The 26694-nt window shown below is 60.5% G+C and carries 27 protein-coding genes; 11 read left to right on the top strand and 16 right to left on the bottom strand.

What is annotated here, in order from left to right; genetic code table 11:
- The first annotated feature begins 58 nt into the window (after positions 1-58).
- Genes hpf through AC07VV_RS27385 form a run of 4 tightly spaced genes read left to right on the top strand, consistent with a single transcriptional unit; the run spans position 59 to position 1994 of the window.
- Positions 59-367 carry a ribosome hibernation-promoting factor, HPF/YfiA family gene (gene hpf / locus AC07VV_RS27400; protein ID WP_007953578.1) on the top strand — a complete coding sequence of 103 codons (309 nt, stop codon included), beginning with the start codon at positions 59-61 and terminating at the stop codon, positions 365-367.
- Positions 368-378: 11 nt separating this feature from the next.
- Complete coding sequence (ptsN, locus tag AC07VV_RS27395; RefSeq protein WP_169428869.1) at positions 379-843, top strand: PTS IIA-like nitrogen regulatory protein PtsN; 465 nt, start codon at positions 379-381, stop codon at positions 841-843.
- 2 nt (positions 844-845) lie between these two features.
- Positions 846-1703: an RNase adapter RapZ gene (gene rapZ / locus AC07VV_RS27390; RefSeq protein WP_096818961.1), complete on the top strand. Its 858-nt coding sequence runs from the start codon at positions 846-848 to the stop codon at positions 1701-1703.
- 15 nt (positions 1704-1718) lie between these two features.
- A complete protein-coding gene (locus tag AC07VV_RS27385) occupies positions 1719-1994 on the top strand; it encodes an HPr family phosphocarrier protein (protein ID WP_096818959.1) in 276 nt (91 codons plus the stop codon).
- Between the two features lie 36 nt (positions 1995-2030).
- Here AC07VV_RS27385 and AC07VV_RS27380 read toward each other — a convergent pair whose 3' ends face one another.
- From AC07VV_RS27380 to pmbA, 6 genes are all read right to left on the bottom strand, one after another.
- A complete protein-coding gene (locus tag AC07VV_RS27380) occupies positions 2031-2924 on the bottom strand; it encodes a ZIP family metal transporter (RefSeq protein WP_493072678.1) in 894 nt (297 codons plus the stop codon).
- A gap of 30 nt (positions 2925-2954) precedes the next feature.
- Positions 2955-3566: a superoxide dismutase gene (locus AC07VV_RS27375; protein ID WP_495038110.1), complete on the bottom strand. Its 612-nt coding sequence runs from the start codon at positions 3564-3566 to the stop codon at positions 2955-2957.
- Position 3567: 1 nt separating this feature from the next.
- Positions 3568-4008 carry a DUF2753 family protein gene (locus AC07VV_RS27370; protein ID WP_114881426.1) on the bottom strand — a complete coding sequence of 147 codons (441 nt, stop codon included), beginning with the start codon at positions 4006-4008 and terminating at the stop codon, positions 3568-3570.
- A 27-nt stretch (positions 4009-4035) separates the two neighbouring features.
- Positions 4036-5412 (bottom strand): class II fumarate hydratase, encoded by a 1377-nt coding sequence (locus AC07VV_RS27365; protein WP_495038032.1) that lies wholly within the window; start codon positions 5410-5412, stop codon positions 4036-4038.
- The gene (locus AC07VV_RS27360) at positions 5393-5800 is read right to left on the bottom strand and encodes a FagA protein (RefSeq protein ID WP_495038031.1); all 408 of its coding nucleotides are present in this window, start codon (positions 5798-5800) and stop codon (positions 5393-5395) included. The genes AC07VV_RS27365 and AC07VV_RS27360 overlap by 20 nt, the downstream gene beginning before the upstream one ends.
- Positions 5801-5962: 162 nt before the next feature.
- Positions 5963-7309, bottom strand: coding sequence for a metalloprotease PmbA (pmbA, locus tag AC07VV_RS27355; protein WP_495038030.1), 1347 nt, complete (start codon positions 7307-7309; stop codon positions 5963-5965).
- Between the two features lie 108 nt (positions 7310-7417).
- On the opposite strand from pmbA, the gene yjgA reads away from it, so the two are divergent.
- Positions 7418-7942 (top strand): ribosome biogenesis factor YjgA, encoded by a 525-nt coding sequence (gene yjgA / locus AC07VV_RS27350; protein ID WP_096818946.1) that lies wholly within the window; start codon positions 7418-7420, stop codon positions 7940-7942.
- Between the two features lie 51 nt (positions 7943-7993).
- On the opposite strand, the gene tldD is transcribed toward yjgA, so the two are convergent.
- From tldD to mreB, 8 genes are all read right to left on the bottom strand, one after another.
- Entirely contained in the window at positions 7994-9436 is a 1443-nt protein-coding gene (gene tldD / locus AC07VV_RS27345; protein ID WP_085711794.1) for a metalloprotease TldD, read from the bottom strand.
- Between the two features lie 5 nt (positions 9437-9441).
- The gene (locus tag AC07VV_RS27340) at positions 9442-10302 is read right to left on the bottom strand and encodes a carbon-nitrogen hydrolase family protein (protein ID WP_495038029.1); all 861 of its coding nucleotides are present in this window, start codon (positions 10300-10302) and stop codon (positions 9442-9444) included.
- 58 nt (positions 10303-10360) lie between these two features.
- On the bottom strand, positions 10361-14164 hold the full coding sequence (locus AC07VV_RS27335) for a YhdP family protein (RefSeq protein WP_495038028.1): 3804 nt from the start codon (positions 14162-14164) through the stop codon (positions 10361-10363).
- A 75-nt stretch (positions 14165-14239) separates the two neighbouring features.
- Positions 14240-15697, bottom strand: a complete 1458-nt coding sequence (rng, locus tag AC07VV_RS27330) for a ribonuclease G (protein WP_065260839.1) — start codon at positions 15695-15697, stop codon at positions 14240-14242.
- A 58-nt stretch (positions 15698-15755) separates the two neighbouring features.
- Entirely contained in the window at positions 15756-16352 is a 597-nt protein-coding gene (locus tag AC07VV_RS27325; protein ID WP_495038027.1) for a Maf family protein, read from the bottom strand.
- Positions 16353-16415: 63 nt separating this feature from the next.
- A complete protein-coding gene (mreD, locus tag AC07VV_RS27320; RefSeq protein ID WP_085711798.1) occupies positions 16416-16907 on the bottom strand; it encodes a rod shape-determining protein MreD in 492 nt (163 codons plus the stop codon).
- Entirely contained in the window at positions 16907-18055 is a 1149-nt protein-coding gene (gene mreC / locus AC07VV_RS27315) for a rod shape-determining protein MreC (RefSeq protein WP_495038109.1), read from the bottom strand. The genes mreD and mreC overlap by 1 nt, the downstream gene beginning before the upstream one ends.
- 141 nt (positions 18056-18196) lie before the next feature.
- A complete protein-coding gene (gene mreB, locus AC07VV_RS27310) occupies positions 18197-19234 on the bottom strand; it encodes a rod shape-determining protein MreB (protein WP_002555108.1) in 1038 nt (345 codons plus the stop codon).
- A 211-nt stretch (positions 19235-19445) separates the two neighbouring features.
- On the opposite strand from mreB, the gene gatC reads away from it, so the two are divergent.
- From gatC to AC07VV_RS27280, 6 genes are all read left to right on the top strand, one after another.
- Complete coding sequence (gatC, locus tag AC07VV_RS27305) at positions 19446-19733, top strand: Asp-tRNA(Asn)/Glu-tRNA(Gln) amidotransferase subunit GatC (RefSeq protein ID WP_096818932.1); 288 nt, start codon at positions 19446-19448, stop codon at positions 19731-19733.
- 16 nt (positions 19734-19749) lie between these two features.
- Entirely contained in the window at positions 19750-21201 is a 1452-nt protein-coding gene (gene gatA, locus AC07VV_RS27300) for an Asp-tRNA(Asn)/Glu-tRNA(Gln) amidotransferase subunit GatA (RefSeq protein ID WP_495038026.1), read from the top strand.
- A 10-nt stretch (positions 21202-21211) separates the two neighbouring features.
- A complete protein-coding gene (gene gatB, locus AC07VV_RS27295) occupies positions 21212-22657 on the top strand; it encodes an Asp-tRNA(Asn)/Glu-tRNA(Gln) amidotransferase subunit GatB (protein ID WP_192559781.1) in 1446 nt (481 codons plus the stop codon).
- A gap of 88 nt (positions 22658-22745) precedes the next feature.
- On the top strand, positions 22746-23120 hold the full coding sequence (locus AC07VV_RS27290; RefSeq protein ID WP_495038025.1) for a septal ring lytic transglycosylase RlpA family protein: 375 nt from the start codon (positions 22746-22748) through the stop codon (positions 23118-23120).
- Between the two features lie 46 nt (positions 23121-23166).
- Positions 23167-24228 carry a calcium/sodium antiporter gene (locus AC07VV_RS27285; protein ID WP_495038024.1) on the top strand — a complete coding sequence of 354 codons (1062 nt, stop codon included), beginning with the start codon at positions 23167-23169 and terminating at the stop codon, positions 24226-24228.
- Positions 24225-24593, top strand: coding sequence for a carboxymuconolactone decarboxylase family protein (locus AC07VV_RS27280; RefSeq protein ID WP_495038023.1), 369 nt, complete (start codon positions 24225-24227; stop codon positions 24591-24593). The genes AC07VV_RS27285 and AC07VV_RS27280 overlap by 4 nt, the downstream gene beginning before the upstream one ends.
- Before the next feature lie 77 nt (positions 24594-24670).
- Here the strand turns inward: AC07VV_RS27280 and AC07VV_RS27275 are convergent, their stop codons facing one another.
- On the bottom strand, positions 24671-25702 hold the full coding sequence (locus tag AC07VV_RS27275; RefSeq protein ID WP_495038022.1) for a DUF4917 family protein: 1032 nt from the start codon (positions 25700-25702) through the stop codon (positions 24671-24673).
- 40 nt (positions 25703-25742) lie between these two features.
- Positions 25743-26684 (bottom strand): AEC family transporter, encoded by a 942-nt coding sequence (locus AC07VV_RS27270; protein WP_096818922.1) that lies wholly within the window; start codon positions 26682-26684, stop codon positions 25743-25745.
- Positions 26685-26694: the final 10 nt, after the last annotated feature.

The following is a 26694-nucleotide window of genomic DNA, read 5'->3' as shown; positions in this document are numbered from 1 at the left end:
TCCAGTGGCAGGCTCTTCGGCCTGCCGCTTTATGCACTGGCAACGAAGGAGAAGCTGTATGCAAGTCAACATCAGTGGACACCAACTGGAAGTTACCCAACCTCTCCGTGAGTACGTTGAGCAAAAGCTCAAGAGGCTTGAGGGGCATTTCGACAAGATCACCAACGTGCAAGTCACGATGTGCGTCGAGAAGCTGAAGCAGAAAATCGAAGCCACGCTGCATATTCCCGGTAACGAGGTCGTCGCAAACGCGGAACATACCGATATGTACGCAGCGATCGACGCGCTGACCGACAAGCTTGATAAACAACTCAAAAAGCATAAGGAAAAGACCCAGAGCCTGCTTCAGGGCGCTACCGGTCGATAACCCCCACCCCCATGATCCGACTTGAAAGCATCCTGACCCCCGGCCGTTCCCTCGTGAACGTGCCGGGCGGCAGCAAAAAGAAAGCCCTCGAACAAATTGCCAACCTGATCGCCCGGGAAGTACCGGATCTGGAGATGCAAGATGTCTTCGAGGCACTGATTGCCCGTGAAAAACTCGGCTCGACCGGTTTTGGCAACGGCATCGCCATTCCCCATTGCCGCCTCAAGGGCTGCGAGTCGCCCATCAGCGCCTTGATGCACCTTGAAGCGCCTATCGACTTCGACGCCATCGATGGTGCACCGGTCGACCTGCTGTTCGTGCTGCTGGTCCCGGAAGCCGCCACCGATGCGCACCTGGAACTGCTGCGCCAGATCGCCAGCATGCTCGACCGCAAGGAAGTACGCGAAAAACTGCGTCGCGCCACCACCAACGAAGCCTTGTATCAGGTTGTCCTGGACGAGCAAAACGGGCACTAAACATGCGCTTGATCATCGTCAGTGGCCGCTCCGGCTCGGGTAAAAGTACCGCTCTGGATGTCCTCGAGGACAACGGCTACTACTGCATCGACAACTTGCCTGCCGGCCTGCTGCCGGAACTGGCAGAGCGCGCACTGATTCATACGGAACTGTCTCAGCCACTGGTCGCGGTATCGATCGATGCACGCAATCTGCCCAGTCATCTCTCGCGCTTTCCGGAATTGCTTGAAGAAGTCCGCAGCCGGCACATCCAGTGCGACGTCCTGTATCTGGACGCCGATGAAGAAACCCTGCTCAAGCGTTTTTCGGAAACCCGTCGTCGCCACCCTCTGAGCAGCGCCAATCGTTCGCTGGCCGAAGCCATCAACGATGAAACGGCCCTGCTGGGCCCGATCGCCGATCTGGCCGACCTGAAGGTCAACACCACTAATCTGAATCTGTACCAGTTGCGCGACACCATCAAGCTGCGGCTGCTGAACCAGCCGGAGCCGGGTACGGCGTTTCTGGTGGAGTCGTTCGGTTTCAAACGCGGCATGCCGGTGGATGCGGATCTGGTGTTCGATGTACGCTGCCTGCCCAACCCGTACTGGAAACCGGAACTACGCGCGCAATCGGGGCTCGATGAGCCGGTAGCCGAGTACCTGGCGGCACAGCCGGAAGTCGAAGAGATGTTTCAGGACATCTATGCGTATCTGTTCAAATGGCTGCCGCGCTTCGCTGCAAGCAATCGCGCCTACGTCACCATTGCCATTGGCTGCACCGGCGGACATCACCGTTCCGTCTACCTGACCGAACGCCTGGGTCAGGCCCTGCAGAAAACCCTGAAGAACGTCCAGGTTCGCCACCGCGACCTCAGCTAAAGGATTCACACCGCGATGCCTGCTCTGGAAATCGAAATCATCAACAAGCTGGGCCTGCATGCCCGGGCGTCGGCAAAGTTCGTTGGCGTGGCGGGTCAGTATCCCGACTGCACGATCAGAGTGGGTCGCACCCCGGAAACCACGGTTGATGGCAAAAGCATCATGGCGATGATGATGCTCGCCGCCGGCAAGGGCACCAAAATCTTTCTGAGCACCGAAGGGCATCAGGAACAGGAAGCCCTGGATGCCTTGGTGGCACTGATCAACAACTACTTCGACGAAGGTGGTTGAAAGCCTTTGGTGGCGAGGGAGCAAGCCTCCCTCCTCTCATCCCAACGCCGTGTCCATCACCATCATCAGGCAGAACCCGATCAACAATCCCAGGCTCGCCAGTTTGTCGTGACCATTGCGTCGCGATTCCGGGATCACTTCGTGGGTCACCACCAGCAACATTGCTCCGGCCGCCAACGCCAACCCCAAGGGCAACAACAACTCCGCCAGGCTGACCAGCCACGCACACAGCAATGCAAACACTGGCTCGACCAGCCCTGATGCCGCCCCGATCAGGAATGCCTTGACCCGCGACATCCCCGCCCCGGCCAACACCAGCGCAATCACCAACCCTTCCGGCACATCCTGCAAGGCGATGCCCATCGCCAGGCTGTCGGCGTCCGGCATGCCGCCGCCAGCGGAGACGCCGACGGCCATGCCTTCCGGAATGTTATGGGCAATGATGGCAAACACAAACAGCCAGATCCGCGGGGGAATCACCGGATGCTCGACGGTGCCGATCAGCATTTCCGGTGAAGCGCCGGACACCTTGCGATCCACCAGATACAGACCGAAAGCACCGAGCATGATGCCGAAACAGATCAGACCACTGGCGCCCCAAGGGCTCAGCCCCAGGCTTTCGGCGGCGGCAATCCCCGGCACGATCAGCGAAAACGCGGTCGCTGCCAGCATCACGCCGGCACCAAACCCCAGCAGCGTGTCGCCCAATGCCTGAGGCATGTTGCGGATCACCAGCACCGGAACCGCCCCGAGTGCCGTGCCGAGCGCGCAGATTGCACCGCCCTGCAATGCCCGGGACAGTTTCGGCTCCAGGTTCAGCCATTCGAGTCCGTGAGCCACCAGCAAGGTCATGCCCGCCAACAGCAGCAGCGACCCGAATGCGTAACGAAACATACGCCCACTTCCGATCGCCAGTGTTTCAGTGCCCATAGTCAGCCTTGGATTGTTTTTATAGGAGACTTAAACCAGTGCAGCCTGATAACGCTCAGCGACTTCAGGCCAATTGATCACGTTGTAGAACGCGCTGATGTATTCCGGGCGGCGGTTCTGATAACGCAGGTAGTAGGCGTGTTCCCACACATCGAGTCCGAGAATCGGCGTATTGCCGCCCATCAGCGGGCTGTCCTGGTTGCCGCTGCTTTCCACCACCAGTTTCTTGTCCGGAGTCACGCTGAGCCAGGCCCAGCCGCTGCCGAAACGCGTTAGCGCAGCTTTGGTGAACGCGTCCTTGAAGCTGTCGAGGCCGCCCAGCTGCTCATCGATCGCCTTGGCCAGCGCGCCGTCCGGCTTGCCGCCACCGCCGGGCACCATCACTTCCCAGAACAACGAATGGTTGGCGTGACCGCCGCCCTGATTGATCACCGCCGCACGCAGTTTTTCCGGCAGTTGCTGAACGCTGGCCACCAGTTTTTCCACCGGCCATTCGGCGTACTCCGTGCCCTCGACCGCGGCGTTCAGGTTGTTGATGTAGGTCTGGTGATGCTTGGTGTAGTGGATCTCCATGGTCTGCGCATCGATGTGCGGTTCCAGTGCGTCGTAGGCGTAAGGCAAGGCCGGCAGGGTAAAAGCCATTTCAGTGGACTCCATGGTGATGTTGGGCTGGGGCGCGGCGCGCATTGCCGGTATCCGGGTGCAACAGACGCTGGGTGCGCGGGTATTCGCCGTGTTCGCTGATGAAATTGAGCAGTTCGACATAGGTCTTGCTGCTCTGGCGCAACGCCGCCTCACGCAGGGCCGGGCGCAGGCGCTCGTCCTGCATGGTCTGCAACAGGCGCTGGTGGATCGCGCACAGATATTCGGCGCTCTCCTCTGGCTGGTTCAGGCGCAGATGCAGATCGGCCAGGTTGTGATGGGAGATGACGCAGGCCGCCACCGCTTCGTCGGCATCGGCCCAGCGTTCGAACAACACTTGCGCCAGGGCCAGCGCTTGCAGATAGGCCTCGCGGGCGTCGATCAGCTCGCCCAGCATGAAGCAGCGATTGGCCCGTTCGATCGTGCGTTTCCAGTGCTCCATGATGAGTCTCCAAAGCGGTTGCGGTGTTTACACGCCGCCGGCGGTGAGCTTCTCGGGATTGAGCAACTCTTCCAGCTGGCTGCGCGACAGGTCGGTGTGTTCCAGTGCGACGTCGATCACCGGGCGGCCCTGCTTGTAGGCCTGCTTGGCGATTTCGGCAGCCTTCTGGTAACCAATGATCGGGTTGAGTGCGGTCACCAGAATCGGGTTGCGCGACAGCGCTTCCTTGAGGCGCGACTCGTTGACCTTAAAGCTCGCAATCGCCTTGTCACCCAGCAGACGGCTGGAGTTGGCCAGCAACTCGATGCTGCTCAACAGGTTCTGGGCGATGATCGGCAGCATCACGTTCAGTTCGAAATTGCCCGACTGACCGGCGATGGTAATCACCGAGTCATTGCCGATCACTTGCGCGGCGACCATGGCGGTGGCTTCCGGAATCACCGGATTGACCTTGCCCGGCATGATCGATGACCCTGGCTGCAGGCCTTCCAGCTCGATTTCACCGAGGCCGGCGAGCGGGCCGGAGTTCATCCAGCGCAGGTCGTTGGCGATTTTCATCAGCGATACAGCGGTGGCCTTGAGCTGACCCGACACGGCCACGGCAGTGTCCTGCGAGCCAATCAGCGCGAACAGATCCTTGCCCGGGGTGAATTGCACGTTGGTCAGTTGGCTAAGTTGACGGCTGAAACGCGCGGCGAATTCCGGATGCGCATTGATCCCGGTGCCGACCGCAGTGCCGCCCTGGGCCAGGGATTGCAGGCTTGGCAGCAAGTCCTGCAGGTGACCGATGTTGGCCTTGAGTTGCTGCGCCCAACCGTTGAGCACTTGGCTCATGCGCACTGGCATGGCGTCCATCAAATGAGTGCGACCGGTTTTGACGTGGTGATGGACTTGTTCAGACTTGCGTTCGATCACTTGCACCAGGTGCAACAGCGCCGGCAGCAGTTGTTCGTGCAGGGCCAGCGCCGCACTGACGTGGATGGTGGTCGGAATGATGTCGTTGCTGCTCTGCCCGCAGTTGACGTGATCGTTGGCGTTCACCGGCTCGTCGAGCAAGCGGCTGGCCAGCGTGGCGATCACTTCGTTGGCGTTCATGTTGGAACTGGTGCCGGAACCGGTCTGGAAGATATCCACCGGGAAATGCTGCATGAAGTCGCCTTCAAGCAGACCTTGGGCCGCGTCGCTGATGGCTTTGCCTTGCCCGGCGCTGATCTGGTTGAGCTCGACGTTGGCACGGGCGGCAGCAGCCTTTGCCAGGATCAGTGCACGGATGAACTGGGTCGGCATCGGTTTGCCGCTGATCGGGAAGTTATCCACTGCGCGCTGGGTTTGCGCGCCGTAGAGAGCGTCCACCGGCACCTGCAGTTCGCCCATGCTGTCGCGCTCAATACGTGTCTTGGTCATCGGTAAATCCTTGGACTAATTCAATGAGAGGAATCGAGGGTTGCAACTCGCAGGTGGCGAGCTGCCAGGTGTAGCTTTGCCAGCGTTTGAGCCGGCACTTGCACAGCGACAGGCGCTCCATTTCACGCAATGGGCGCCAGGCCTGGTCGAGACAGAGGCTGCGCCAGTGCCACGGCAACGCGATGTCGATGGCCGTGTCGAGCAGCAAACGGAAAGAGGTTTCAGCGACAGTCCAGGGCGAGGTCGCCGTGCAGCAGGCCAGATACCGGCCTTCGGCCAGGTAGTGTTCGATCAGACGCGGTTCGTCGGGATCCATGGCGCAACGGATCTGGCGACTCATCCAGCGCCAGCTTTCAAGGTACGGCTGCTCGTGCAAGGCAGAACTCATGATCCTGGGCTCATCTGATAATGAGATTTATTATTAGATGATAATGAGAACCAAAACAAGAGTAGCTTTTTAGCTGGCCTGATCGGCCCGAAAGATTTGCGGACACAAAAAAAGGCGCGCCACCCAATCGGATGGCGCGCCTTTTGTGTACCTGCCCAGGGCTTAGCTGCCCGCGACGGTCATCTTCTCGATCAACACCGAACCGGTGCGGATGTTGCTGCGCAGCTCCAGATCGTTCCCGACAGCGACGATCTGCTTGAACATGTCGCGCATGTTGCCGGCGATGGTCACTTCCTGCACCGCGAACTGGATTTCACCGTTCTCGACCCAGAAACCCGCCGCACCGCGCGAGTAATCGCCGGTGACCATGTTCAAACCATGGCCCATCAGCTCGGTGACCAGCAACCCACGGCCCATACGTCGCAACAGTGCTGCCTGGTCTTCATCGCCATGGGTGACGAACAGGTTGTGCACACCGCCCGCGTTGGCGGTGCTCGGCATGCCGAGTTTTCGACCGGAATAGGTGCCGAGGATGTACGACACCAACTCGCCCTTTTCGACGAACGGTTTGGCATAGGTCGCCAGACCGTCACCGTCGTACGACGCACTGCCCATGGCGCGCATCAGATGCGGACGCTCGTCGATGGTCAGCCACTCTGGAAACAGCTTCTGCCCCAGCGTGCCCTCAAGGAACGACGATTTACGGTACAGGCTGCCGCCGGAAATCGCCGACAGGAAACTGCCAAACAACCCGCCCGCCAGTTCGGCGGAAAACAGTACCGGAACCTCGCAGGTCGGCACCGGACGCGCGCCCAGACGGCTCGCCGCGCGCTGTGCCGCGCGCTGACCGATGCTCACCGGGTCAGCCAGCAAACTGCCTTGGCGGTTAACGTCGTACCAGTAATCGCGTTGCATCTGGCCATCGGCCTCGGCAATCATCACGCAGCTCAGGCTGTGTCGCGTCGAAGCGTAACCACCGATAAAACCGTGGCTGTTGCCATACACGCGGCAACCCTGATGAGTGCTCAACGTGGTGCCATCGGCATTCTTGATCCGCGAATCGGTATCGAACGCCGCGGCTTCACAGAGCAGCGCCTTCTCGATGGCTTGTTCCGGGGTGATGTCCCATTGGTGGAACAGGTCGAAATCCTGAATATCCCTGGCCATCAGCGCGGCATCGGCCAGCCCCGAGGCTTCGTCTTCGGACGTGTGCTTGGCAATCGCCAGTGCCGCAGCGACGGTCTCGCGAATCGCATCCGGCCCGGTGGCGGACGTGCTGGCCGAGCCCTTGCGCTGGCCGACATACAAGGTGATGCCAAAGCCCTGATCGCGGTTGAACTCGACCGTTTCGACTTCACGTTGACGCACCGAGGTCGACAGGCCCTGCTCCAGCGATACCGCTACTTCACAGGCACTGGCACCCTGACGCTTGGCTTCGGCGATGATCTGCTCGACCTGTTCCTGCAGTGCCGGCAATGCCTGTGGGCCGACGCTTTCAACTGCACTCATGCTCATCTCCACTCAAATTCTGCTTTCGGCTGGGGCCTTCGAGCGACCGGGCCGGACAAGCGGCCCCCGACTGGTTATCATGGCGGCGTTTCTTTGCGGACTGCCACCATGGTTGATTCTTACGACGACTCCCTCGATACGGGAGAAAAAAGCAAATCCCAGGTCAAACGCGAGCTGCATGCTCTGGTTGACCTTGGCGAGCGCCTTACAACGCTCAAGCCCGACTTGCAGGCGAAACTGCCATTGACCGACGCTTTGCGCCGGGCCCTGGCCGATGCGCCCAAGCACACCGCGAACATCGCGCGTAAACGGCACTTGCAGTTCATCGGCAAACTGATGCGCGATCAGGACACTGACGCCATTCTCACCTTGCTCGATCAACTCGATGCCTCTACCCGTCAGTACAACGAGCGTTTCCACAACCTCGAACGCTGGCGTGACCGCCTGATCGGCGGTGACGATGCCGTGCTGGAGAAATTCGTCGTCGAGTACCCGGACGCCGACCGCCAGCAACTGCGTTCCCTGATCCGTCAGGCCCAGCACGAGGTTGCGCAAAACAAACCTCCTGCCTCGAGCCGCAAGATCTTCAAGTACATCCGTGAGCTGGACGAGACTCAACGCGGTCTGCGTTGATATTCGCCACCGGGTGGCCGCACTGCGCGCCACCCGAAGCTCCATCCTTTCTTATGCGCCCGTGCCACCCACGGTGATCGCATCGATCTTCAGCGTCGGCTGACCCACGCCCACCGGCACCGATTGCCCGTCCTTGCCGCAAGTCCCCACACCGCTGTCCAGCGCCAGATCGTTACCGACCATCGACACCCGGCTCATCGCTTCCGGACCGTTGCCGATCAACGTCGCGCCTTTGACCGGCGCGGTGATCTTGCCGTCCTCGATCAGGTACGCCTCACTGGTGGAGAACACGAACTTGCCACTGGTGATGTCGACCTGACCGCCACCGAGGTTGGCGCAGTAGATACCCTTCTTCACCGACGCGATGATTTCCGCCGGATCGCTCTGGCCGCCGAGCATGTAGGTGTTGGTCATCCGTGGCATCGGCAGGTGCGCGTAGGATTCGCGACGACCGTTGCCGGTGCGGGCCACGCCCATCAGGCGCGCATTGAGTTTGTCCTGCATGTAGCCCTTGAGCACGCCGTTTTCGATCAGCGTGGTGCACTCGGTGGGCGTGCCTTCGTCGTCGACGCTCAGGGAACCACGACGACCGGCCAAGGTGCCGTCATCGACGATGGTGCAGAGCTTCGAAGCAACCATCTCGCCCATGCGCCCGCTGTAGGCAGAACTGCCCTTGCGGTTGAAATCGCCTTCCAGACCGTGGCCGACCGCTTCGTGCAGCAACACGCCGGACCAGCCCGAGCCCAGAACAACCGGCAAGGTGCCGGCCGGTGCCGGAATCGCTTCCAGGTTCACCAGCGCCTGACGTAACGCTTCACGGGCATAACCCATGGCGCGGTCTTCGGCGAGGAAATAACGGTAGTCGGTACGCCCGCCGCCGCCATGGCCGCCACGTTCGCGACGACCGTTCTGCTCGACGATCACACTGACGTTGAAACGCACCAGCGGACGCACGTCAGCAGCCAGGCCGCCGTCGGTCGAAGCCACCAGAATCCGCTCCCAGACCCCGGCCATGCTCACGCTGACCTGCTGGATACGCGGATCGAGGGCGCGGGTCGCAACGTCGATGCGCTTGAGCAGTTCGACTTTTTCAGCGCGACTCAGGACTTCCAGCGGGTTGTCCGGCGCATACAACTGGGCGACGTCCTGAGTGCTGAATGCCTGCACCGTGCCGTTCTGCCCGGCGCGGGAAATCGAACGGGCCGCACGGGCCGCTGCGCCGAGCGCTTCGAGGGTGATCGCGTTGCTGTAGGCAAAACCGGTTTTCTCGCCGGACTGCGCACGCACGCCGACACCCTGGTCGAGGTTGAAACTGCCTTCCTTGACGATGCCGTCTTCCAGCGACCAGGACTCGGAAATCTGACCCTGGAAATACAGGTCGGCCGCATCGATGCCTGGACCCGCCAGATCACCGAGCACGCCTTGCAGGCTCTCGATCGTCACGCCGCCGGGCGCCAACAGGTGATCACTGACTGAGGACAACAACTCGCTCATAGGTTTTACGCCTTAAATTCGTGTTCTGAAGCAGGTCGCTGTGCGCCCTGCGAAAAAAACCGCCGATGACCCGTCACCGGCATTCGCGCCCGTATGGACGCCTGTTCGTTACTGTCGCGCTCGGCCAGCAACACGGCTTCGCCCTGCTCCTGCTGCGCCAGCACGCGGCCCCACGGATCGATAATCGCCCCGTGGCCAAAGGTTTCCCGCGGCCCTGGATGCGTCCCGCCCTGGGCCGCCGCCAGCACGTAGCACTGGGTTTCAATCGCCCGTGCACGGATCAATACGTCCCAGTGCGCCGCACCGGTCACCGCGGTGAAGGCCGACGGTGCAGTAATCAGTTCAGCCCCGGCAGCCCGCAATTCGCTGTACAGCTCCGGGAATCGCAGGTCGTAACACACCGTCAGGCCGATTCGGCCGACCGGCGTGTCCGCAACCACCACGCCACTGCCATAAGCATAGTCATCGGATTCGCGGTAACGGCCGCGATTGTCCGCAACATCCACATCAAACAGATGCAACTTGTCATAGCGAGCAACGATTTCGCCCTGATCGTCCACCAACAACGAGCAGGCATGGGACTTCGCCTCGGGCTGCCCCACAGGCGGCAACGGCAAGGTGCCGGCCACAATCCATAACTTGAGGTCGCGGGCGGTCTGTTTCAACCACGGCAGGATCGGACCTTCGCCAAGCGCTTCGGCACGGCCGATTTCGGCGATGTCGCGACGCCCCATGGCGGCGAAGTTTTCCGGCAGCACCGCCAGCTTCGCGCCAGCGTTGGCCGCTTGTTCGAGCAAGCGTCGGGCATCGCGCAGATTGGCCAGCACGTCGCTCTGGCTGACCATTTGAATCACCGCTAAAGACATGGCGAACTCCGCAAGAGGTAGGCAGCCATGCTACTCCATCGGTTTGCGGCCTGGCTGGTCAAAAAGGCTTGTCGAAGGTGATTTTCGGCTCTTTCCACGGGCCTTTGACGGTGTATTTGACGCTGGCGAACCGGGCCACGCGATCACCGATCAGTTTGTCGATCAGGAACAGCGCCCCGCCGACTGCCGGTGCGCCGACAATCAACGCGGCAATCGGCAGGTTGTTGGTCACCGGCAAGGTCACCAGCAACCGGGCGTCGACCTGATCGCCGACCAGATCCAGCGTGCCGTTGAGTTCAAGGTTGCTCGACGGCCCGGTCAGTTTGATCGGCTCCTGCGTCACGTAGACACCGTTGTTCGCCACCAGCAATCCCTTGACCCGGTCATAGCTCAAACCTTTGCCGAACAGATCAGAGAAATCGAGGCGCAGACGCCGGCCGATGGAATTGAAGTTGAGCAGACCGAACACCCGCAGCGCCTGGGCACCGCCCTCTACTTCGACAAACTGGCCCTTGTTCAGCGACGCATCGAGGGTGCCGGAGAAGCGCTTGGTGGCCAGCCACGCCGGCGAGCCCGGCCAGCGGCCGTCGACATCCATGTGGAATTCTTCGCTGGTCACGCTCGGCGCAAAGCCCCAGCCCTTGAGTACGTCGGCGAGATTCTTGCCACCAATCCGGCCCTTGTACCAACTGCTGGTGGCACCGGGGGTCCCCTCCCAGCCACCGCTGCCCTGCAACAGAATGCCCTTGAGGCCCAGATCAAGGTTGTTCAGGGCGATACCCTTGGCGGTCGGACGGACTTTCAGCGACCAGCCACCGACCAGGTCCTGGCCCTGGAACAGCTGATTGATGGTGATATCCAGCGCCGGGATCTTGGTTGGATCGACCGAGGCCAGAGGGTCAGGTGCGTTATCGTCGGCCTGCACCGTCGGGTCCGGTGCCGGCAAACGCACGTATTGAAGGTTCACCACAATCGGCGCGATTTTGGCGTCGGGAATGCCGACTGTGCCTTTGGCCTGCTGACTGTCGAGGGCCAGCGCCCATGTACCGGGCTTGCGATCCAGTTGCACCGCCGCCTGATCCAGCGTGGTGCCGAAGGCGGTGAGTTTGCCGATCTTGAAATCTGCGCTGCTGAGCAGTTGCTTGGCGCTGCCGCCCGGATCCTGACCGGCGTACTTGTCCACCAGATCCTGCCAGGGTTTGACGTCCAGTTCGGACAACACGCCGCGTATCCGCAGGCCTTTGCTACCCGGCAACACGGCTTCACCGGTGCCGAGGAACAACTCGCCACGGCCATCGGCGAAACTGCTCGGTGGCGCGGCGAAGGTGAAGTTGGCCAGTTGATCGTAATTGACCCAGTAACGCCGCTCCTGACCTTGCAGCGTCATGCGGAACACCGTGTCACGCCCGACATCGGCGGTCATGCCGAACGGCGCGGGCAGATTCACCGCCACACCCTTCAGGTTGGAGCTGACCATCAATTGGCTGTCAGCACCGTCCAGGTTCACTTGCAGTTGATAGGGAATCGTCCCGGACACCGGCAACGGCTGAGTCACGCCGAGCCAGTCGGTGAGTTTCTTGACTTCGACCTGCCCCGACGCCGCCACCCGGGTCTTGAGCTTGCCGGGGCCGCCATCGGCGAAGATCTGCGCGGTGACCGGTTTTTCGAAGGCCCGGGCACTGATGTTCTGCCCGCTCAAGCCCTTGGCGCTGTCGAAGCGGAAATCGCCCTTGAGCTGGCTCAACTCCAGCTTCGGCTCGGCCAGTTTCAATCGGGCATTGGCGGTTTTGAAGTCCACGAGGATCTTCGGCTGATCGCCCTTGGCCAACGGCACGTCCAGTTTGAGCTTGCCTTGCAGGTCGCCCTCGCCTTCCCAGCCGGCGAAGGTGTCGGCGGTGCCGATCGGTGCCTCCTGAAGAATCTTCAAGCCGTCGCCCAGTCCGCCGGCAAACCCGCCGTCGAGGTACATATGGCTGTGCTCGCCACCCGGCACGTGCGGGATATTGACGAAGACGTCGCTGACCTGAGTGTCGAGCAACTGGCCTTTACTGGCGACGATCCGTACACCGCTGTCCTCGATGAACACATCACCGCTGACCTTGCTCACGTGCGGCCAGCCAGGCTGGAACGCCAGTTCGGCATCGTGCACCTTGAAAAACAGGCTGATGCTGCGATCCGCATCTGCGGCGCCTTTGTTCAGAGAACCCTGGTACTGGAAGAACCCTTGATCCACCGCCCCTTTGAGAATCGCCGTGCGCAGCCATTCGTCGAGAGACGGGCTCAGTACCTCGGGCAGGTACTTGGCGGTGTAGCGACCGTCGCCGTCCACCAGCCCGACCCGCAGGTCCATGTAGTCTTCCTGGGTATGGTCGAAATGCAGGCGGATCAGGAAGTCGCCGGCGATCTTGCCTTCCTCGCCGAGCACCTTCAGGTACGGTGCGATCAGGGTGAAGCCTTCTTTATCCAGCCTCCAGGTCAAGCGGGCATTGGCCTGGATGTATTGCCATGGCTTGGCAAAAATCGGATCGAGGTGCAGGACAAAGTCCTTGCTGTCCATGCGCAACTCACCGCCGCCGAGGTTGCCGGTCAGGCTGCCGCTGACATTCCGTGCGGCCGGCGCGCCGTGATAGGCGTCGAAGCCGACTTGGTCGAGGTTGGCGGCGAAGCTGAATTTGCTGTCGTCGGTGGCGTTGGGCCGGAAATCCAGCAGCACATTACGCAAGCCACCGGTCACTTTCAGATGCTCGACCACGGTGGCAAAGCCTTGCGGCAGAGGGCCCAATGCATTGAGCAACGGCGTGATCGGCGTCAGATCGAGGCGATCAGCCTGCAAGTGCCAGAGTTCATCGACCTTGTCGGTGGCGGCGGTCTGCTTGACCTGAACACGGGTCTCCCAGCGGGTCTCGCCAAAATTCATCGCCAGCGAATCAAGGGTGACGATGGCCCCCTCGGCGCTGCGCTGGAAGTAACCGTTGAGGGCCAGATTGTTGATCTGGATCGGCTTGCGCTCGGCGTAGGCACCGGTCAGTTGCGGAGCGTTGAGACGAATGGCGGCGCTTTGCAGCCCGCCCTCGCTCCAGTTGACCCACAACTCGCCGCCGGCCTTGATCTCGGAGAAATTCCACTGCTGGGTCAGGCGCTCGGGCAGCCATTTGGCCCAGTCGCTTTGCGGCAGGCTGACGTAGCCCTCCACCGCACTGTCCTGCAACTGGCTGGCGCGAATCCGCGTACGCAGGCTCAGTGCAACGGGTTGCCCGTCGGGCAAGGTCAGTCGCGCGTCGAGGCGCTGACGATTGAGACCGGTCTTGAGATTGAGGCCGACGTAAGTGAACGTCAGCGGCGCCTGGTCCCGCGGCTGCAAGGTCACCTGGCTGTCGAGCACCGACAATTGCTGGACCACTTGCATACGGTTGAACAGTTGCTCGGGATCCATGGGCTGATCCTGCTGCACCGGCAATCCTTCGAGCGCCCATTGGCCGTCTTCACCTTCCTTGAGGCTGATCTTCAGGCCGTTGAGTTCAAGATGCGCGATACGCACTTCACGAGCCAGCAGACTGGCCCACAGATCCGGCACGGCACGCACCCGATCCAGGCGCAGCGCATTGGCGCCGTCGCCGACCATCACGTCGTGGGCCAGCAGGATCGGCGCAAATCCGCTCCAGTTGCCTTCCAGCTCACCGATCTGCAACGGCATGCCCAGGGCGGCGCTGGCCTTGTCTTCGATGTCGGTACGGTATTCGGCCACCAGTGGCGTGAGTTCCCGGCCGAGGCTGACGTACAACGCCATCAACACCAGAACCAACGCGCACAGGCCCAGACCCCAACGGGTCAGTGCGGCCAGAATGCGTGTCAGACGTTCCATGTCAGTTGGCTCCCATGGCAAAAATACTGCAAAAAGCTGAGGCCAGCCGTTTCAGGAAATAGGTGACGCAGGGGATCAGAGCAGCACCACGTCATATTGTTCCTGGGAATACATGGTTTCCACCTGGAAGCGTATGGTGCGCCCGATAAACCCTTCAAGCTCGGCGACGTTACCGGACTCTTCATCAAGCAGCCGGTCGACGACTTTCTGGTTCGCCAGCACACGATAACCCTCGGCCTGATAGGCCCGGGCCTCGCGCAGGATCTCGCGGAAGATCTCGTAACAGATGGTTTCCGGCGTCTTCAGCTTGCCCCGCCCCTGACAACTGCTGCAAGGCTCGCACAGCACTTGCTCCAGACTTTCGCGCGTACGCTTGCGAGTCATCTGCACCAGACCCAGCTCGGTGATACCGATGATGTTGGTCTTGGCGTGATCGCGCTCCAGCTGTTTTTCCAGGGTACGCAGTACCTGGCGCTGGTGCTCTTCATCTTCCATGTCGATGAAGTCGATGATGATGATCCCGCCCAGATTGCGCAGGCGCATCTGCCGGGCAATCGCGGTGGCGGCTTCGAGGTTGGTCTTGAAGATGGTCTCTTCGAGGTTGCGATGCCCGACGAACGCGCCAGTGTTCACGTCGATGGTGGTCATGGCTTCCGCCGGATCCACCACCAGATAACCGCCGGACTTCAGCGGCACTTTGCGTTCAAGGGCTTTCTGGATTTCGTCTTCAACGCCGTACAGATCGAAGATCGGCCGTTCACCCGGATAGTGTTCCAGACGATCGGCAATTTCCGGCATCAGTTCGGCGACGAACTGCGTGGTTTTCTGGAAGGTTTCCCGGGAGTCGATGCGGATCTTTTCGATTTTCGGGCTCACCAGGTCACGCAGCGTACGCAGGGCCAAACCGAGGTCTTCGTAGATCACGCTCGGCGCGCCGATGGTCTTGATCTGTTCGTTGATCTGATCCCACAGGCGTCGCAGGTAGCGGATGTCCATGAGGATTTCATCGGCCCCGGCGCCTTCGGCGGCGGTACGCAGAATGAAGCCGCCGGCCTCCTTGATGCCTTCTTTGGCCACACAATCGCTGACCACCTGCTTCAGGCGTTCGCGCTCGGCTTCGTCTTCGATCTTCAGGGAGATGCCGACGTGGGCGGTGCGCGGCATGTACACCAGATAGCGCGACGGGATCGACAGTTGCGTGGTCAACCGCGCGCCCTTGGAACCGATCGGATCCTTGGTGACTTGCACCACCAGGCTCTGACCTTCATGCACCAGGGCACTGATGCTTTCCACCGCAGGGCCTTCGCGCAGGGAGATTTCCGAGGCGTGAATGAACGCCGCACGGTCCAGGCCGATGTCGACGAATGCCGCCTGCATGCCGGGCAGCACGCGTACGACCTTGCCTTTATAGATGTTGCCGACGATCCCGCGTTTTTGCGTGCGCTCGACATGCACTTCTTGCAGCACACCGTTTTCGACCACCGCCACGCGCGATTCCATCGGCGTGATGTTGATCAGAATCTCTTCACTCATGGCAGGGTCTCGTTCAGGCATGTTCACGATAATGGCCGCATCTTGTTCCGTTCGACGCTTACTGCGCACTCAGGTTTTGCCAACAGGGTATGCCGAAATGGCCGAGCAGTTCTGCGCTTTCGCACACCGGCAATCCCACGACAGCCGAATAGCTGCCGTTGAGACCGGCGACAAACACCGCGCCAAGCCCCTGAATGCCGTAACCGCCAGCCTTGTCTCGGGGTTCACCGCTGGCCCAGTAGGCAGCGGCTTCTTCGCGACTGATCGCCCGGAACCGTACCAGACTGCGCACCACTCGTGACTCGCAACGTTCACCGTCAAGCACGGCGATAGCGGTCAGCACTTCGTGCTCCGTGCCGGACAACATCATCAGCATGGCGCATGCCTCGGCTTCGTCCACCGGTTTGCCGAGAATTTTGCCGTCCAGCACCACGGCAGTGTCGGCACCCAACACGCAAAAGGGTTTATCGCTGACGACAGAGCGCCGCCCGGCCTCTGCCTTGCCGCGCGCCAGGCGCTCGACATAGGCCGATGGGGATTCATGGGCGAAAGGCGTTTCATCGATATCCGCACTGATGGCGGTGAACGGAACGCCGATCTGCGTGAGCAGCTCACGCCGACGCGGCGATCCAGAGGCGAGGTAAAGCGGCTTCATCCAAACATCTCCCTGTTGAGTGCCGTGCCTCATGGCACCGGTACGGGCCCATGCCTGACCGAATCAGTTGATTTTGTAGCGTCGGCGCAATCCACGCAAAGCGAAGCTGACCCACGGCCAGAGCAAGGCGCTGACCAGTGCTGGCAGCACCAGCGCCAGGGTCGGTTGGCGATTGCCGGTCAGGGCACTGAGCCAGAGTTGTACCAGCTGCGCGAGGCCGAAGATCACCAGGATCACCAGGCACTGCTGCCACATCGGGAACATCCGCAGGCGTTGCTGCAACGACAGAACCAGGAATGTGATCAACGTCAGGATCAACGCGTTCTGTCCCAGCAGCGTGCCGTACAGCACGTCTTCAGCAAGCCCGAGGCAAAATGCGGTGACCATGCCGACCTTTTGCGGCAGGGCCAAGGCCCAGAATGCCAGGAGCAGGGCCAGCCAGAGCGGGCGCAGGATTTCCATGAATTGCGGCAGCGGCGACACGCTGAGCAGCATGCCGATCAGAAACGTCAGCCAGACGATCCAGCCGTTTCGGGAGGCTTTGACACCGACCATTATTCTCGTCCCCCAGTGGTAGCCGGCGCAGTGACAGGCGGTTTGGCGGCCGGCCGTGCGCTGGCAGGCTGAGCGGCCGGTGGCTTGGTGGCTGCCGGCGTCGCTGCGGGTGGTTTGGCCGGCGTCGCTGGCGGTTTGTTCGCGGTGGGTTTGGCTGGTGTAGCAGCCGCGGGTGCAGCGGCAGGTGTGCTGGCCGCAGCAGGTGCTTGAGCCTGAGCCGGTGTATTCACCGTTTTTGGCACAGTGGCTGGAATGATCGGGCCACCACCAAACGCATCAAGATTTTCCTGAGCCTGCGCCGCATCGTTGGCACGCTCTTCAGCCGTACGGTTGTCGCTGAACACCAGCAACAGGTAGCGGCTGCGGTTCAGTGCGGCAGTCGGTACAGCGCGGACAATGGCGAATGGCTGGCCGGAATCGTGGATCACTTCCTTGACCGTCGCCACCGGGTAGCCGGCCGGGAAGCGCTGGCCCAGGCCGGAGCTGACCAGCAGATCGCCTTCTTTGACATCGGCCGTATCGGCCACATGGCGCAGTTCCAGACGCTCAGGGTTACCGGTACCGCTGGCAATCGCCCGCAGACCGTTACGGTTCACCTGCACAGGAATGCTGTGGGTCGAGTCGGTCAGCAGCAAGACACGGGAGGTGTACGGCATCAGTTCGACCACCTGCCCCATCAGGCCGCGTGCATCAAGCACCGGCTGACCGAGCACCACGCCGTCGCGCTCACCTTTATTGATGATGATGCGATGAGTGAAGGGGTTGGGGTCCATGCCGATCAGCTCGGCCACTTCGACCTTCTCGTTGACCAATGCGGAGGAATTGAGCAACTCGCGCAGACGGACGTTCTGCTCGGTGAGGGCGGCAAGCTTTTGCATGCGGCCCTGCAACAGCAGGTTCTCGGTCTTGAGTTTTTCGTTTTCGGCGACAAGCTCGGTGCGGCTGCCGAACTGACTGGCGACACCTTCCCACAGCCTGCCGGGCAGGTCGGTGATCCAGTAAGCATCCATCAGCACCAGCGACATCTGGCTGCGGGCAGGCTTGAGCAGGCTGAAACGGGCATCGACCACCATCAGCGCGACCGACAGCACGGCCAGCACCAACAAGCGCACGCCCAGTGAGGGGCCCTTGGCGAAAAGCGGTTTAATAGGCCGCTCCTCCCAGGCAAATGTTCTGTTTATTCATACGGCATCAAACCGGCCTGGATGAAGACTGACAGAAGATAAACGCCAACAGGCAGCACTGCAAAGTGCTGCCTGCGCGCTCACCCATGTAATGCAATCCGCGACTTATTCGCTGGAGAGCAGGTCCATGGTGTGCTTGTCCATCATTTCCAATGCACGGCCACCGCCGCGAGCAACACAGGTCAGCGGGTCTTCGGCAACGATCACCGGCAGACCGGTTTCCTGGGCCAGCAACTTGTCGAGGTCACGCAGCAGCGCGCCACCACCGGTCAGCACCAGGCCACGCTCGGCGATGTCGGAAGCCAGTTCCGGCGGCGATTGCTCCAGAGCGCTTTTCACGGCCTGAACGATAGTTGCCAGGGACTCTTGCAGAGCTTCCAGCACTTCATTGGAGTTCAGGGTGAATGCGCGTGGAACGCCTTCGGCCAGGTTGCGACCGCGAACGTCGACTTCGCGAACTTCGCCGCCCGGGTAGGCCGTACCGATTTCCTGCTTGATGCGCTCGGCGGTGGATTCGCCGATCAGGCTGCCGTAGTTGCGGCGCACGTAGGTGATGATCGCTTCGTCGAAGCGGTCGCCGCCAACGCGGACGGATTCGGCGTAGACCACACCGTTCAGGGAGATCAGCGCGATTTCGGTAGTACCACCACCGATATCCACGACCATCGAGCCGCGTGCTTCTTCAACCGGCAGGCCGGCACCGATCGCAGCAGCCATTGGCTCTTCGATCAGGAACACTTCACGTGCACCGGCACCAAGGGCCGATTCACGGATGGCACGACGCTCAACCTGGGTGGACTTGCATGGAACGCAGATCAGCACACGAGGGCTAGGCTGCAGGAAGCTGTTTTCGTGAACCTTGTTGATAAAGTATTGCAGCATCTTTTCGCAGACGCTGAAGTCGGCAATGACGCCGTCCTTCATCGGACGAATGGCAGCAATGTTGCCCGGCGTACGGCCGAGCATGCGCTTGGCCTCGGTGCCGACAGCAACGACACTTTTCTGGTTACCGTGTGTCCGAATGGCCACAACCGATGGCTCATTCAGGACGATACCGCGCTCGCGCACGTAAATAAGGGTGTTGGCAGTGCCCAGGTCAATGGAAAGATCGCTGGAAAACATGCCACGCAGTTTCTTGAACATGGGAAAGGGACCCTAGGCAACGCGTGGGTAAAAAAGTGCGGCAAACTCTAACAACGACAGGGATTTTGGGCAAGGCGCCAATATGTTAAATTGGCCGCTTTTCTGTGCACCAAGCCCCACAATCGCGGCCTTATGACCGTAGAAGTGCGGTAGTGTTCCGACAATCTAACACACGGACGCCGTCCGTCCTGTTTTCCACTGGAGAAACCCGATGGCGCTAGAACGCTCCGACGTGGAAAAAATCGCTCATCTGGCCAGCCTTGGCCTTAATGATGCCGATCTTCCACAAATCACTTCGGCCCTCAACAGCATTCTCGGGCTGGTCGACGAAATGCAGGCGGTCAATACCGATGGTATCGAGCCGCTGGCCCACCCGCTGGAAGCCAGTCAGCGCCTGCGCGCCGACGTCGTGACCGAGACGAATAACCGCGAGGCCTATCAGTCCATCGCACCAGCGGTCGAAAACGGCCTGTATCTGGTTCCGAAAGTCATCGACTAAAGGGAAAGAGCCTGCAATGCATCAAATGACTCTGGCCGAGATCGCCCGCGGTCTCGCCGATAAAAAGTTTTCTTCCGAAGAGCTGACCAAAGTCCTGCTGGCGCGCATTACCCAGCTCGACCCGCAGCTCAACAGTTTCATCAGCCTCACCGAAGAGCTGGCCCTCGAGCAGGCGAAAGCCGCCGACGTGCGCCGGGCCAACGGTGAGAGCGGCGCGCTGCTTGGCGCGCCGATCGCCCACAAAGACCTGTTCTGCACCCAGGGCATCCGCACCAGCTGCGGCTCGAAGATGCTCGACAATTTCAAGGCTCCGTACGACGCCACCGTGGTTGCCAAACTGGCCGCCGCCGGCACCGTGACCCTGGGCAAGACCAACATGGACGAATTCGCCATGGGTTCGGCCAACGAGTCGAGCTGGTACGGCGCGGTGAAAAACCCGTGGAACCTGGAACACGTACCGGGCGGCTCGTCCGGTGGTTCGGCGGCGGCCGTTGCCGCTCGTCTGTTGCCTGCGGCTACCGCGACCGACACTGGCGGCTCGATCCGTCAGCCGGCCGCGTTCACCAACCTCACCGGTCTGAAACCGACCTACGGTCGCGTATCGCGCTGGGGCATGATCGCTTACGCCTCCAGCCTCGATCAGGGCGGCCCTCTGGCTCGCACTGCCGAAGACTGCGCGATTTTGTTGCAAGGTATGGCTGGCTTCGATCCGAACGACTCCACCAGCATCGATGAGCCCGTTCCGGACTACGCCGCCGGTCTGAATGGTTCGTTGCAAGGCCTGCGCATCGGCGTGCCGAAGGAATACTTCGGCGCCGGTCTCGACCCGCGCATTGCCGATCTGATCCAGAACAGCATCAAAGAGCTGCAGAAGCTCGGTGCCGTGATCAAGGAAATCAGTCTGCCGAACATGCAGCACGCCATTCCGGCGTACTACGTGATCGCTCCGGCGGAAGCCTCTTCCAACCTGTCGCGTTTCGACGGCGTGCGCTTCGGCCACCGCTGCGCAGACCCGAAGAACCTGGAAGACCTGTACAAGCGCTCCCGTGGCGAAGGCTTCGGGCCTGAAGTGCAACGCCGGATCATGGTCGGTGCCTACGCGCTGTCCGCCGGTTACTACGACGCCTACTACCTGAAAGCGCAGAAGATCCGTCGCCTGGTGAAGAACGACTTCATGACAGCATTTAATGAAGTCGACATCATCCTCGGCCCGACCACGCCAAACCCGGCCTGGAAACTCGGCGCCAAGAACAGCGACCCGGTCGCTGCCTACCTGGAAGACGTCTACACCATCACCGCCAACCTCGCGGGCCTGCCGGGCCTGTCGATGCCGGCCGGTTTCGTCGACGGTCTGCCGGTCGGCGTACAGCTGCTCGCTCCGTATTTCCAGGAAGGCCGTTTGCTCAACGTTGCGCACCAGTATCAGTTGAACACTGACTGGCACACCCGCACCCCAACCGGCTTCTGAGGAGACACACATGCAATGGGAAGTCGTGATCGGGCTGGAGATTCACACCCAGCTCACCACCCGGTCGAAAATCTTTTCCGGTAGTTCCACCACGTTCGGTTCCGAGCCGAACACCCAGGCCAGCCTGATCGACCTGGGCATGCCCGGCGTGCTGCCGGTGCTCAACCAGGAAGCCGTGCGCATGGCGGTGATGTTCGGTCTGGCGATTGACGCCGAGATCGGTCAGCACAACGTGTTCGCCCGCAAGAACTACTTCTACCCGGACCTGCCGAAGGGCTACCAGATCAGCCAGATGGAATTGCCGATCGTCGGCAAGGGCCACCTGGACATCGCCCTGGAAGACGGCACGGTCAAACGCGTCGGCATCACCCGCGCGCACCTGGAAGAAGACGCCGGCAAGAGCCTGCACGAAGAATTCAGCGGTGCCACCGGCATCGACCTGAACCGTGCCGGCACGCCGCTGCTGGAAATCGTTTCCGAACCTGACATGCGCAGCGCCAAGGAAGCCGTGGCTTACGTCAAGGCGATCCACGCGCTGGTACGTTACCTGGGCATCTGCGACGGCAACATGGCCGAAGGCTCGCTGCGTTGCGACTGCAACGTGTCGATCCGTCCGAAAGGCCAGGTTGAATTCGGCACACGCTGCGAGATCAAGAACGTCAACTCGTTCCGTTTCATCGAGAAGGCGATCAACTCCGAGATCCAGCGTCAGATCGACCTGATCGAAGACGGCGGCAAAGTGATCCAGCAGACCCGTCTGTACGATCCGAACAAGGACGAAACCCGTCCGATGCGCAGCAAAGAGGAAGCCAACGACTACCGTTACTTCCCCGATCCGGACCTGCTGCCGGTGGTCATCGAGGATTCGTTCCTCAATGACGTGCGCGGCACCCTGCCGGAACTGCCACCGCAGAAACGCGAGCGCTTCCAGAGTGCGTTCGGTCTGTCGGCCTACGACGCCAACGTGCTGGCCACCAGCCGTGAGCAGGCGGACTACTTCGAGAAAGTCGCAAGCATCGGCGGCGACGCCAAACTGGCGGCGAACTGGGTGATGGTCGAGTTGGGCAGCCTGCTCAACAAGCAGAACCTGGACATCGAGGATTCGCCGGTTTCGGCCGAGCAACTGGGCGGCATGTTGCAGCGCATCAAGGACAACACCATCTCCGGCAAGATCGCCAAGGTTGTGTTCGAAGCGATGGCCAACGGCGAAGGCAGCGCAGACGAGATCATCGAGAAGCGCGGCCTGAAGCAGGTTACCGACACCGGTGCAATCTCGGCGGTGCTGGACGAAATGCTCGCGGCCAACGCCGAGCAGGTCGAGCAATACCGTGCGGCAGACGAAGCCAAGCGCGGCAAGATGTTCGGTTTCTTCGTCGGTCAGGCCATGAAAGCCTCCAAGGGCAAGGCCAACCCGCAGCAAGTGAACGAACTGCTGAAAAGCAAGCTCGAAGGCTGATGAAAATGGGGCCAGTTCCAACGCCTGGCTCCATTCCCTGTGGGAGCCGGCAGGCTGGCTCCCACATCTGTTTTCGGGAAACCTTTGAATGAAGCGTCTATTCATCAGCTGCGCCCTGCTATCCCTGTTGGCCGGTTGCGCCAGCACCGATGCCATCGACCCGCACGGTTACGACCAGACCGGCGTCGCCTCCTATTACGGAGCCAAACACCACGGTAAACGCACCGCCAGCGGCGAAGCGTTCAACCAGAATTCCCTGACCGCCGCCCATCGCCAGTTGCCATTCGGCACGCGGGTGAAGGTCACCAATCTGAAAAACGACAAATCCTGCGTGGTGCGCATCAACGACCGCGGACCGCACACCCGTGGGCGCATCATCGATGTGTCACGCGAAGCCGCCGAACGTCTCGGCATGATTGGCAGCGGCACGGCACGGGTTCGCGTGCAGGCCCTCGACGACTGATGGAGCACCGCCCATTTTCGGACTGACCGATTTACCGCTGATCAACGTGATCGAACTGCTCTGCGGGCTGTTCCTGCTGATCGCCGGTGCCGAACTGATGGTGCGCGCCGCCGTGCGCCTGGCCGCGCGCCTGCATGTGCGGCCGCTGATCATCGGTCTGACCATCGTCGCCCTCGGCAGCAGCGCCCCGCAAATGGCGGTCAGCCTGCAAGCGACCCTGACGCACAACCCCGACATCGCGGTCGGCAGCGTGATCGGCAGCAGCATTTTCAACATCCTCGTGACCCTCGGCCTGTCGGCGCTGATCATTCCGCTGCGGGTCTCTCGGCAACTGGTGCGCCTGGACATCCCGCTGATGATCGGCGCCAGCCTGCTGGTGTTCGTACTGGCCTGGAATGAAGAGATCGGCCGTTTCGACGGTGTTCTGCTGCTGAGCGCATTGGGGCTGTATCTCGGCTTGCTGCTGCGCCAGTCGCGCCACTCGGCCCGGCCGCATTCCGATCATCCTCAGACTCAGCCGGCCCCCTGGTTCACCAGTCTGCTGATGATCGTCGCCGGTCTGGCCATGCTGGTGTTCGCCGGGCATTTGCTGCTGGGTGCAGCGGTCGCGGTGGCTACCGATCTCGGCTTCTCCGAGCGAGTCATCGGCCTGACCGTGGTCGCGGTCGGCACCTCGCTGCCGGAGCTCGCCACTTCGTTGATCGCCGCATTGCGCGGTCAACGGGACATTGCCGTGGGCAACGTGATCGGCGCCAACCTGTTCAACCTGCTCGGGGTCCTGGGCATCACGGCATTGATCGCACCGACGCCACTGTCGGTGTCGCCGAATGCACTGGATTTCGACCTGCCGGTGATGCTCGGCGTCGCCGCGCTGTGCCTGCCGGTGTTCTATTCCGGCTACCGCGTAACCCGGGCCGAAGGCTTGTTGCTGCTTGGCTTGTACCTGGCGTACGGGCTGCACGTGGTGTCGTTCACCACCGGAATGCCGCTGGCCGGCAAGCTCGAACGGTTGATGCTGTTTTATGTCCTGCCGGCGCTGCTGACGTTTTTGTTTTTCACGTCGGTGCGCGCCTGGCGCCGCCAACACCACAAGAGGGATGTGCCATGACCGAATCGAAGAAATCCGGGGTCGAAATCCGCCGCCAGGTAATGGGCGATGCATTCGTTGATCGCGCCCTGGGCAACGCCACCGAATTCACCCAACCCTTGCAGGATTTCGTCAACGAACACGCCTGGGGCGGCGTGTGGAATCGCGAAGGTTTGCCGCTGAAAACCCGCAGCCTGATCACCCTCGCCGCGCTGACCGCATTGAAGTGCCCGCAAGAGTTGAAGGGCCATGTGCGCGGTGCGCTGAACAATGGCTGCACGGTCGATGAGATCCGTGAAGCGCTGTTGCATTGCGCGGTATATGCCGGCGTGCCGGCGGCGATCGATGCGTTTCGCGCGGCGCAGGAAGTGATCGACAGTTATTAGAACAGATAGAGTTAGGCCATCTACAAGTAGGTGGCCTAAAGCAATTTAACTAACACTCTGAAGCACACGACAACTGGTTACTTAATAGTCCAGACGGGTGTACTTTCTGCCGTAAAAAACTCCACATGCTTTGCTGGCAGATAGGCACGAGCACGGCCTTGCGCCAACATATTCTCACTACTGCGGGGATCTCCATAAACACTTACAAAAACCGAATCAACACCACTTCTATTTATCTCATCAAAAATGTGCTTATCATTTTCATCGATCGAATGGCCAAACACAAACATAGCCCCCTCAAGCCGGGATAGCTTCTGAAAGCAGAAATTCAAATAAGGATTATGCTGAATTCGAACCCTCTTTCGTTCATGAGTAGGTTCTGAAACAAAGGTCGGAAACCGTTTATCCTCCATATTTACCCTCACCTGCTCGATGATTGACTCTCCGTCATCCGTGCAGGCGTGTTTCTTAATACCTGCCTGGGTATCGTAAATATGAAGGCCTCCGTGCAGGAAATGTACATTCTGTGTACTTGGGCCAATCCAAGTCCTATTACCCCTAAAACCGTCATCAGTCCTATACCCCTCAGGAGCAAGGGCCGACTTATTTCGGGCCCAATAAAATAGGAGGTCGTAATTCAGGGTAAAAACCTGGTTAAACTGCTGCAAAAAGGTCCTAACGGCGACATATTGCTGATCCGCCACTTCACTTGGCAAACTCGGGTGGGTTTGCGATATGGCAGTAATCAATGCTGACTTTACTGTTTCTTGATCACTCACCACCATATCAATGACATCTTGATCTGCCCCATAGAGTCGCAATATTGTTTCGGTCGCGATCAACTTCTTCATTACTTTTTCAAAATCGAAAGTCTTGAAACTTTCAAATATCTTCCTAACAACATCGCTCCGGGCACCAAAATTTGCTGTTTCCAGTAAATTTTTATAGTTAAAAATCTTAGCATTCCATGCTTGTGAAAAGCCATTTGCCAATAAAATTGACTTCTTCGTTCCTGGCTCAACCATTCCAAGAGCTTGCTCATAGGTAATCAAAATACTTACTCCCTGTAACTTCCGCCGAATAAAAAAAACGAAAAAAACGATATCCATGTGCCATCATACATGATCTCTGCTGGCGCGAAGCCGTAGGCTAGATCCACCCGCCCCACTGCAAGAAGAAGATTCCGACGTTGGTGGTGATCGCCGCCATCAACGTGGTCAACACAATGATCGCCGCCGCCAGTTCATGATTGCCCTGGGCCGCCCGGGCCATGACAAAACTGGCGGCAGCCGTCGGGCTGCCGAAGTACAGAAACAGAATCCCCAGTTCCGCCCCGCGAAAGCCCCACAGCCACGCCCCCAACGTCGCGAGCACCGGCAGGCCGATCATTTTCACCAGACTGGAACTCAGCGCCAGGCTGCCGCTCTTGCGCAACGCCGCCAGCGACAGCGTGCCGCCAATGCAGATCAGCGCCAGCGGCAGCGTGGTTTGCGCCAGATACTGGCCCGACGTCTCCAGCCATCCCGGCAGACCGATCTTGAACCAGGCAAACGGCGCCGCCGCGATCACGCTGATGATCAGCGGATTGCTGATGACGCTTTTGCAGATGCTCCACGGATCGGACTTGATCACCGGGCTGTACACCGCGAGCACGATGGTCGACAGGGTGTTGTAGAACAGGATCACCAACGCCGCGAGAATCGCCCCGAGGGAAATCCCGTAGTCGCCATACATGCTCGCCGCCAGCGCCAGACCGATCACCCCGTTGTTGCCGCGAAACGCGCCCTGGGTGTAGATGCCGCGATCTTCACGCGGGCAGCGGAAAATCGCCCAGCCCCAGGCCAGGGCAAAACTGGCCAGCGTGGCAAGGGCAAAGTAGATCAGCAGCGCCGGTTGCAGCGCGGCGTGCAAATCAGCATGCAGGATGCCGAGAAACAGCAGCGCCGGCATGGTGACGTTGAACACCAGCGACGACGCCGTGTGGATGAAGTTGTCGTTGATCCAGTCGATGCGCTTGAGCAACACCCCCAGAAACAGCATGGCAAACACCGGCGCGGTGATGTTCAGGGTTTCGAGGAAGATTGCCAGCATGCCGGGGAGC

The organism is Pseudomonas sp. GW821-FHT02C04 (assembly GCF_059421845.1).
The sequence above is the reverse complement of the archived record's forward strand: the minus strand, read 5'-3'. Positions and strand labels throughout refer to the sequence as shown.

Coding starts and splice junctions, on each gene's coding strand:
- hpf (WP_007953578.1), top strand. CDS start 59: ATGCAAGTCAACATCAGTGGACACCAACTGGAAGTTACCCAACCTCTC.
- ptsN (WP_169428869.1), top strand. CDS start 379: ATGATCCGACTTGAAAGCATCCTGACCCCCGGCCGTTCCCTCGTGAAC.
- rapZ (WP_096818961.1), top strand. CDS start 846: ATGCGCTTGATCATCGTCAGTGGCCGCTCCGGCTCGGGTAAAAGTACC.
- AC07VV_RS27385 (WP_096818959.1), top strand. CDS start 1,719: ATGCCTGCTCTGGAAATCGAAATCATCAACAAGCTGGGCCTGCATGCC.
- AC07VV_RS27380 (WP_493072678.1), bottom strand. CDS start 2,924: ATGGGCACTGAAACACTGGCGATCGGAAGTGGGCGTATGTTTCGTTAC.
- AC07VV_RS27375 (WP_495038110.1), bottom strand. CDS start 3,566: ATGGCTTTTACCCTGCCGGCCTTGCCTTACGCCTACGACGCACTGGAA.
- AC07VV_RS27370 (WP_114881426.1), bottom strand. CDS start 4,008: ATGGAGCACTGGAAACGCACGATCGAACGGGCCAATCGCTGCTTCATG.
- AC07VV_RS27365 (WP_495038032.1), bottom strand. CDS start 5,412: ATGACCAAGACACGTATTGAGCGCGACAGCATGGGCGAACTGCAGGTG.
- AC07VV_RS27360 (WP_495038031.1), bottom strand. CDS start 5,800: ATGAGTTCTGCCTTGCACGAGCAGCCGTACCTTGAAAGCTGGCGCTGG.
- pmbA (WP_495038030.1), bottom strand. CDS start 7,309: ATGAGTGCAGTTGAAAGCGTCGGCCCACAGGCATTGCCGGCACTGCAG.
- yjgA (WP_096818946.1), top strand. CDS start 7,418: ATGGTTGATTCTTACGACGACTCCCTCGATACGGGAGAAAAAAGCAAA.
- tldD (WP_085711794.1), bottom strand. CDS start 9,436: ATGAGCGAGTTGTTGTCCTCAGTCAGTGATCACCTGTTGGCGCCCGGC.
- AC07VV_RS27340 (WP_495038029.1), bottom strand. CDS start 10,302: ATGTCTTTAGCGGTGATTCAAATGGTCAGCCAGAGCGACGTGCTGGCC.
- AC07VV_RS27335 (WP_495038028.1), bottom strand. CDS start 14,164: ATGGAACGTCTGACACGCATTCTGGCCGCACTGACCCGTTGGGGTCTG.
- rng (WP_065260839.1), bottom strand. CDS start 15,697: ATGAGTGAAGAGATTCTGATCAACATCACGCCGATGGAATCGCGCGTG.
- AC07VV_RS27325 (WP_495038027.1), bottom strand. CDS start 16,352: ATGAAGCCGCTTTACCTCGCCTCTGGATCGCCGCGTCGGCGTGAGCTG.
- mreD (WP_085711798.1), bottom strand. CDS start 16,907: ATGGTCGGTGTCAAAGCCTCCCGAAACGGCTGGATCGTCTGGCTGACG.
- mreB (WP_002555108.1), bottom strand. CDS start 19,234: ATGTTCAAGAAACTGCGTGGCATGTTTTCCAGCGATCTTTCCATTGAC.
- gatC (WP_096818932.1), top strand. CDS start 19,446: ATGGCGCTAGAACGCTCCGACGTGGAAAAAATCGCTCATCTGGCCAGC.
- gatA (WP_495038026.1), top strand. CDS start 19,750: ATGCATCAAATGACTCTGGCCGAGATCGCCCGCGGTCTCGCCGATAAA.
- gatB (WP_192559781.1), top strand. CDS start 21,212: ATGCAATGGGAAGTCGTGATCGGGCTGGAGATTCACACCCAGCTCACC.
- AC07VV_RS27290 (WP_495038025.1), top strand. CDS start 22,746: ATGAAGCGTCTATTCATCAGCTGCGCCCTGCTATCCCTGTTGGCCGGT.
- AC07VV_RS27280 (WP_495038023.1), top strand. CDS start 24,225: ATGACCGAATCGAAGAAATCCGGGGTCGAAATCCGCCGCCAGGTAATG.
- AC07VV_RS27275 (WP_495038022.1), bottom strand. CDS start 25,702: ATGGATATCGTTTTTTTCGTTTTTTTTATTCGGCGGAAGTTACAGGGA.
- AC07VV_RS27270 (WP_096818922.1), bottom strand. CDS start 26,684: ATGCTGGCAATCTTCCTCGAAACCCTGAACATCACCGCGCCGGTGTTT.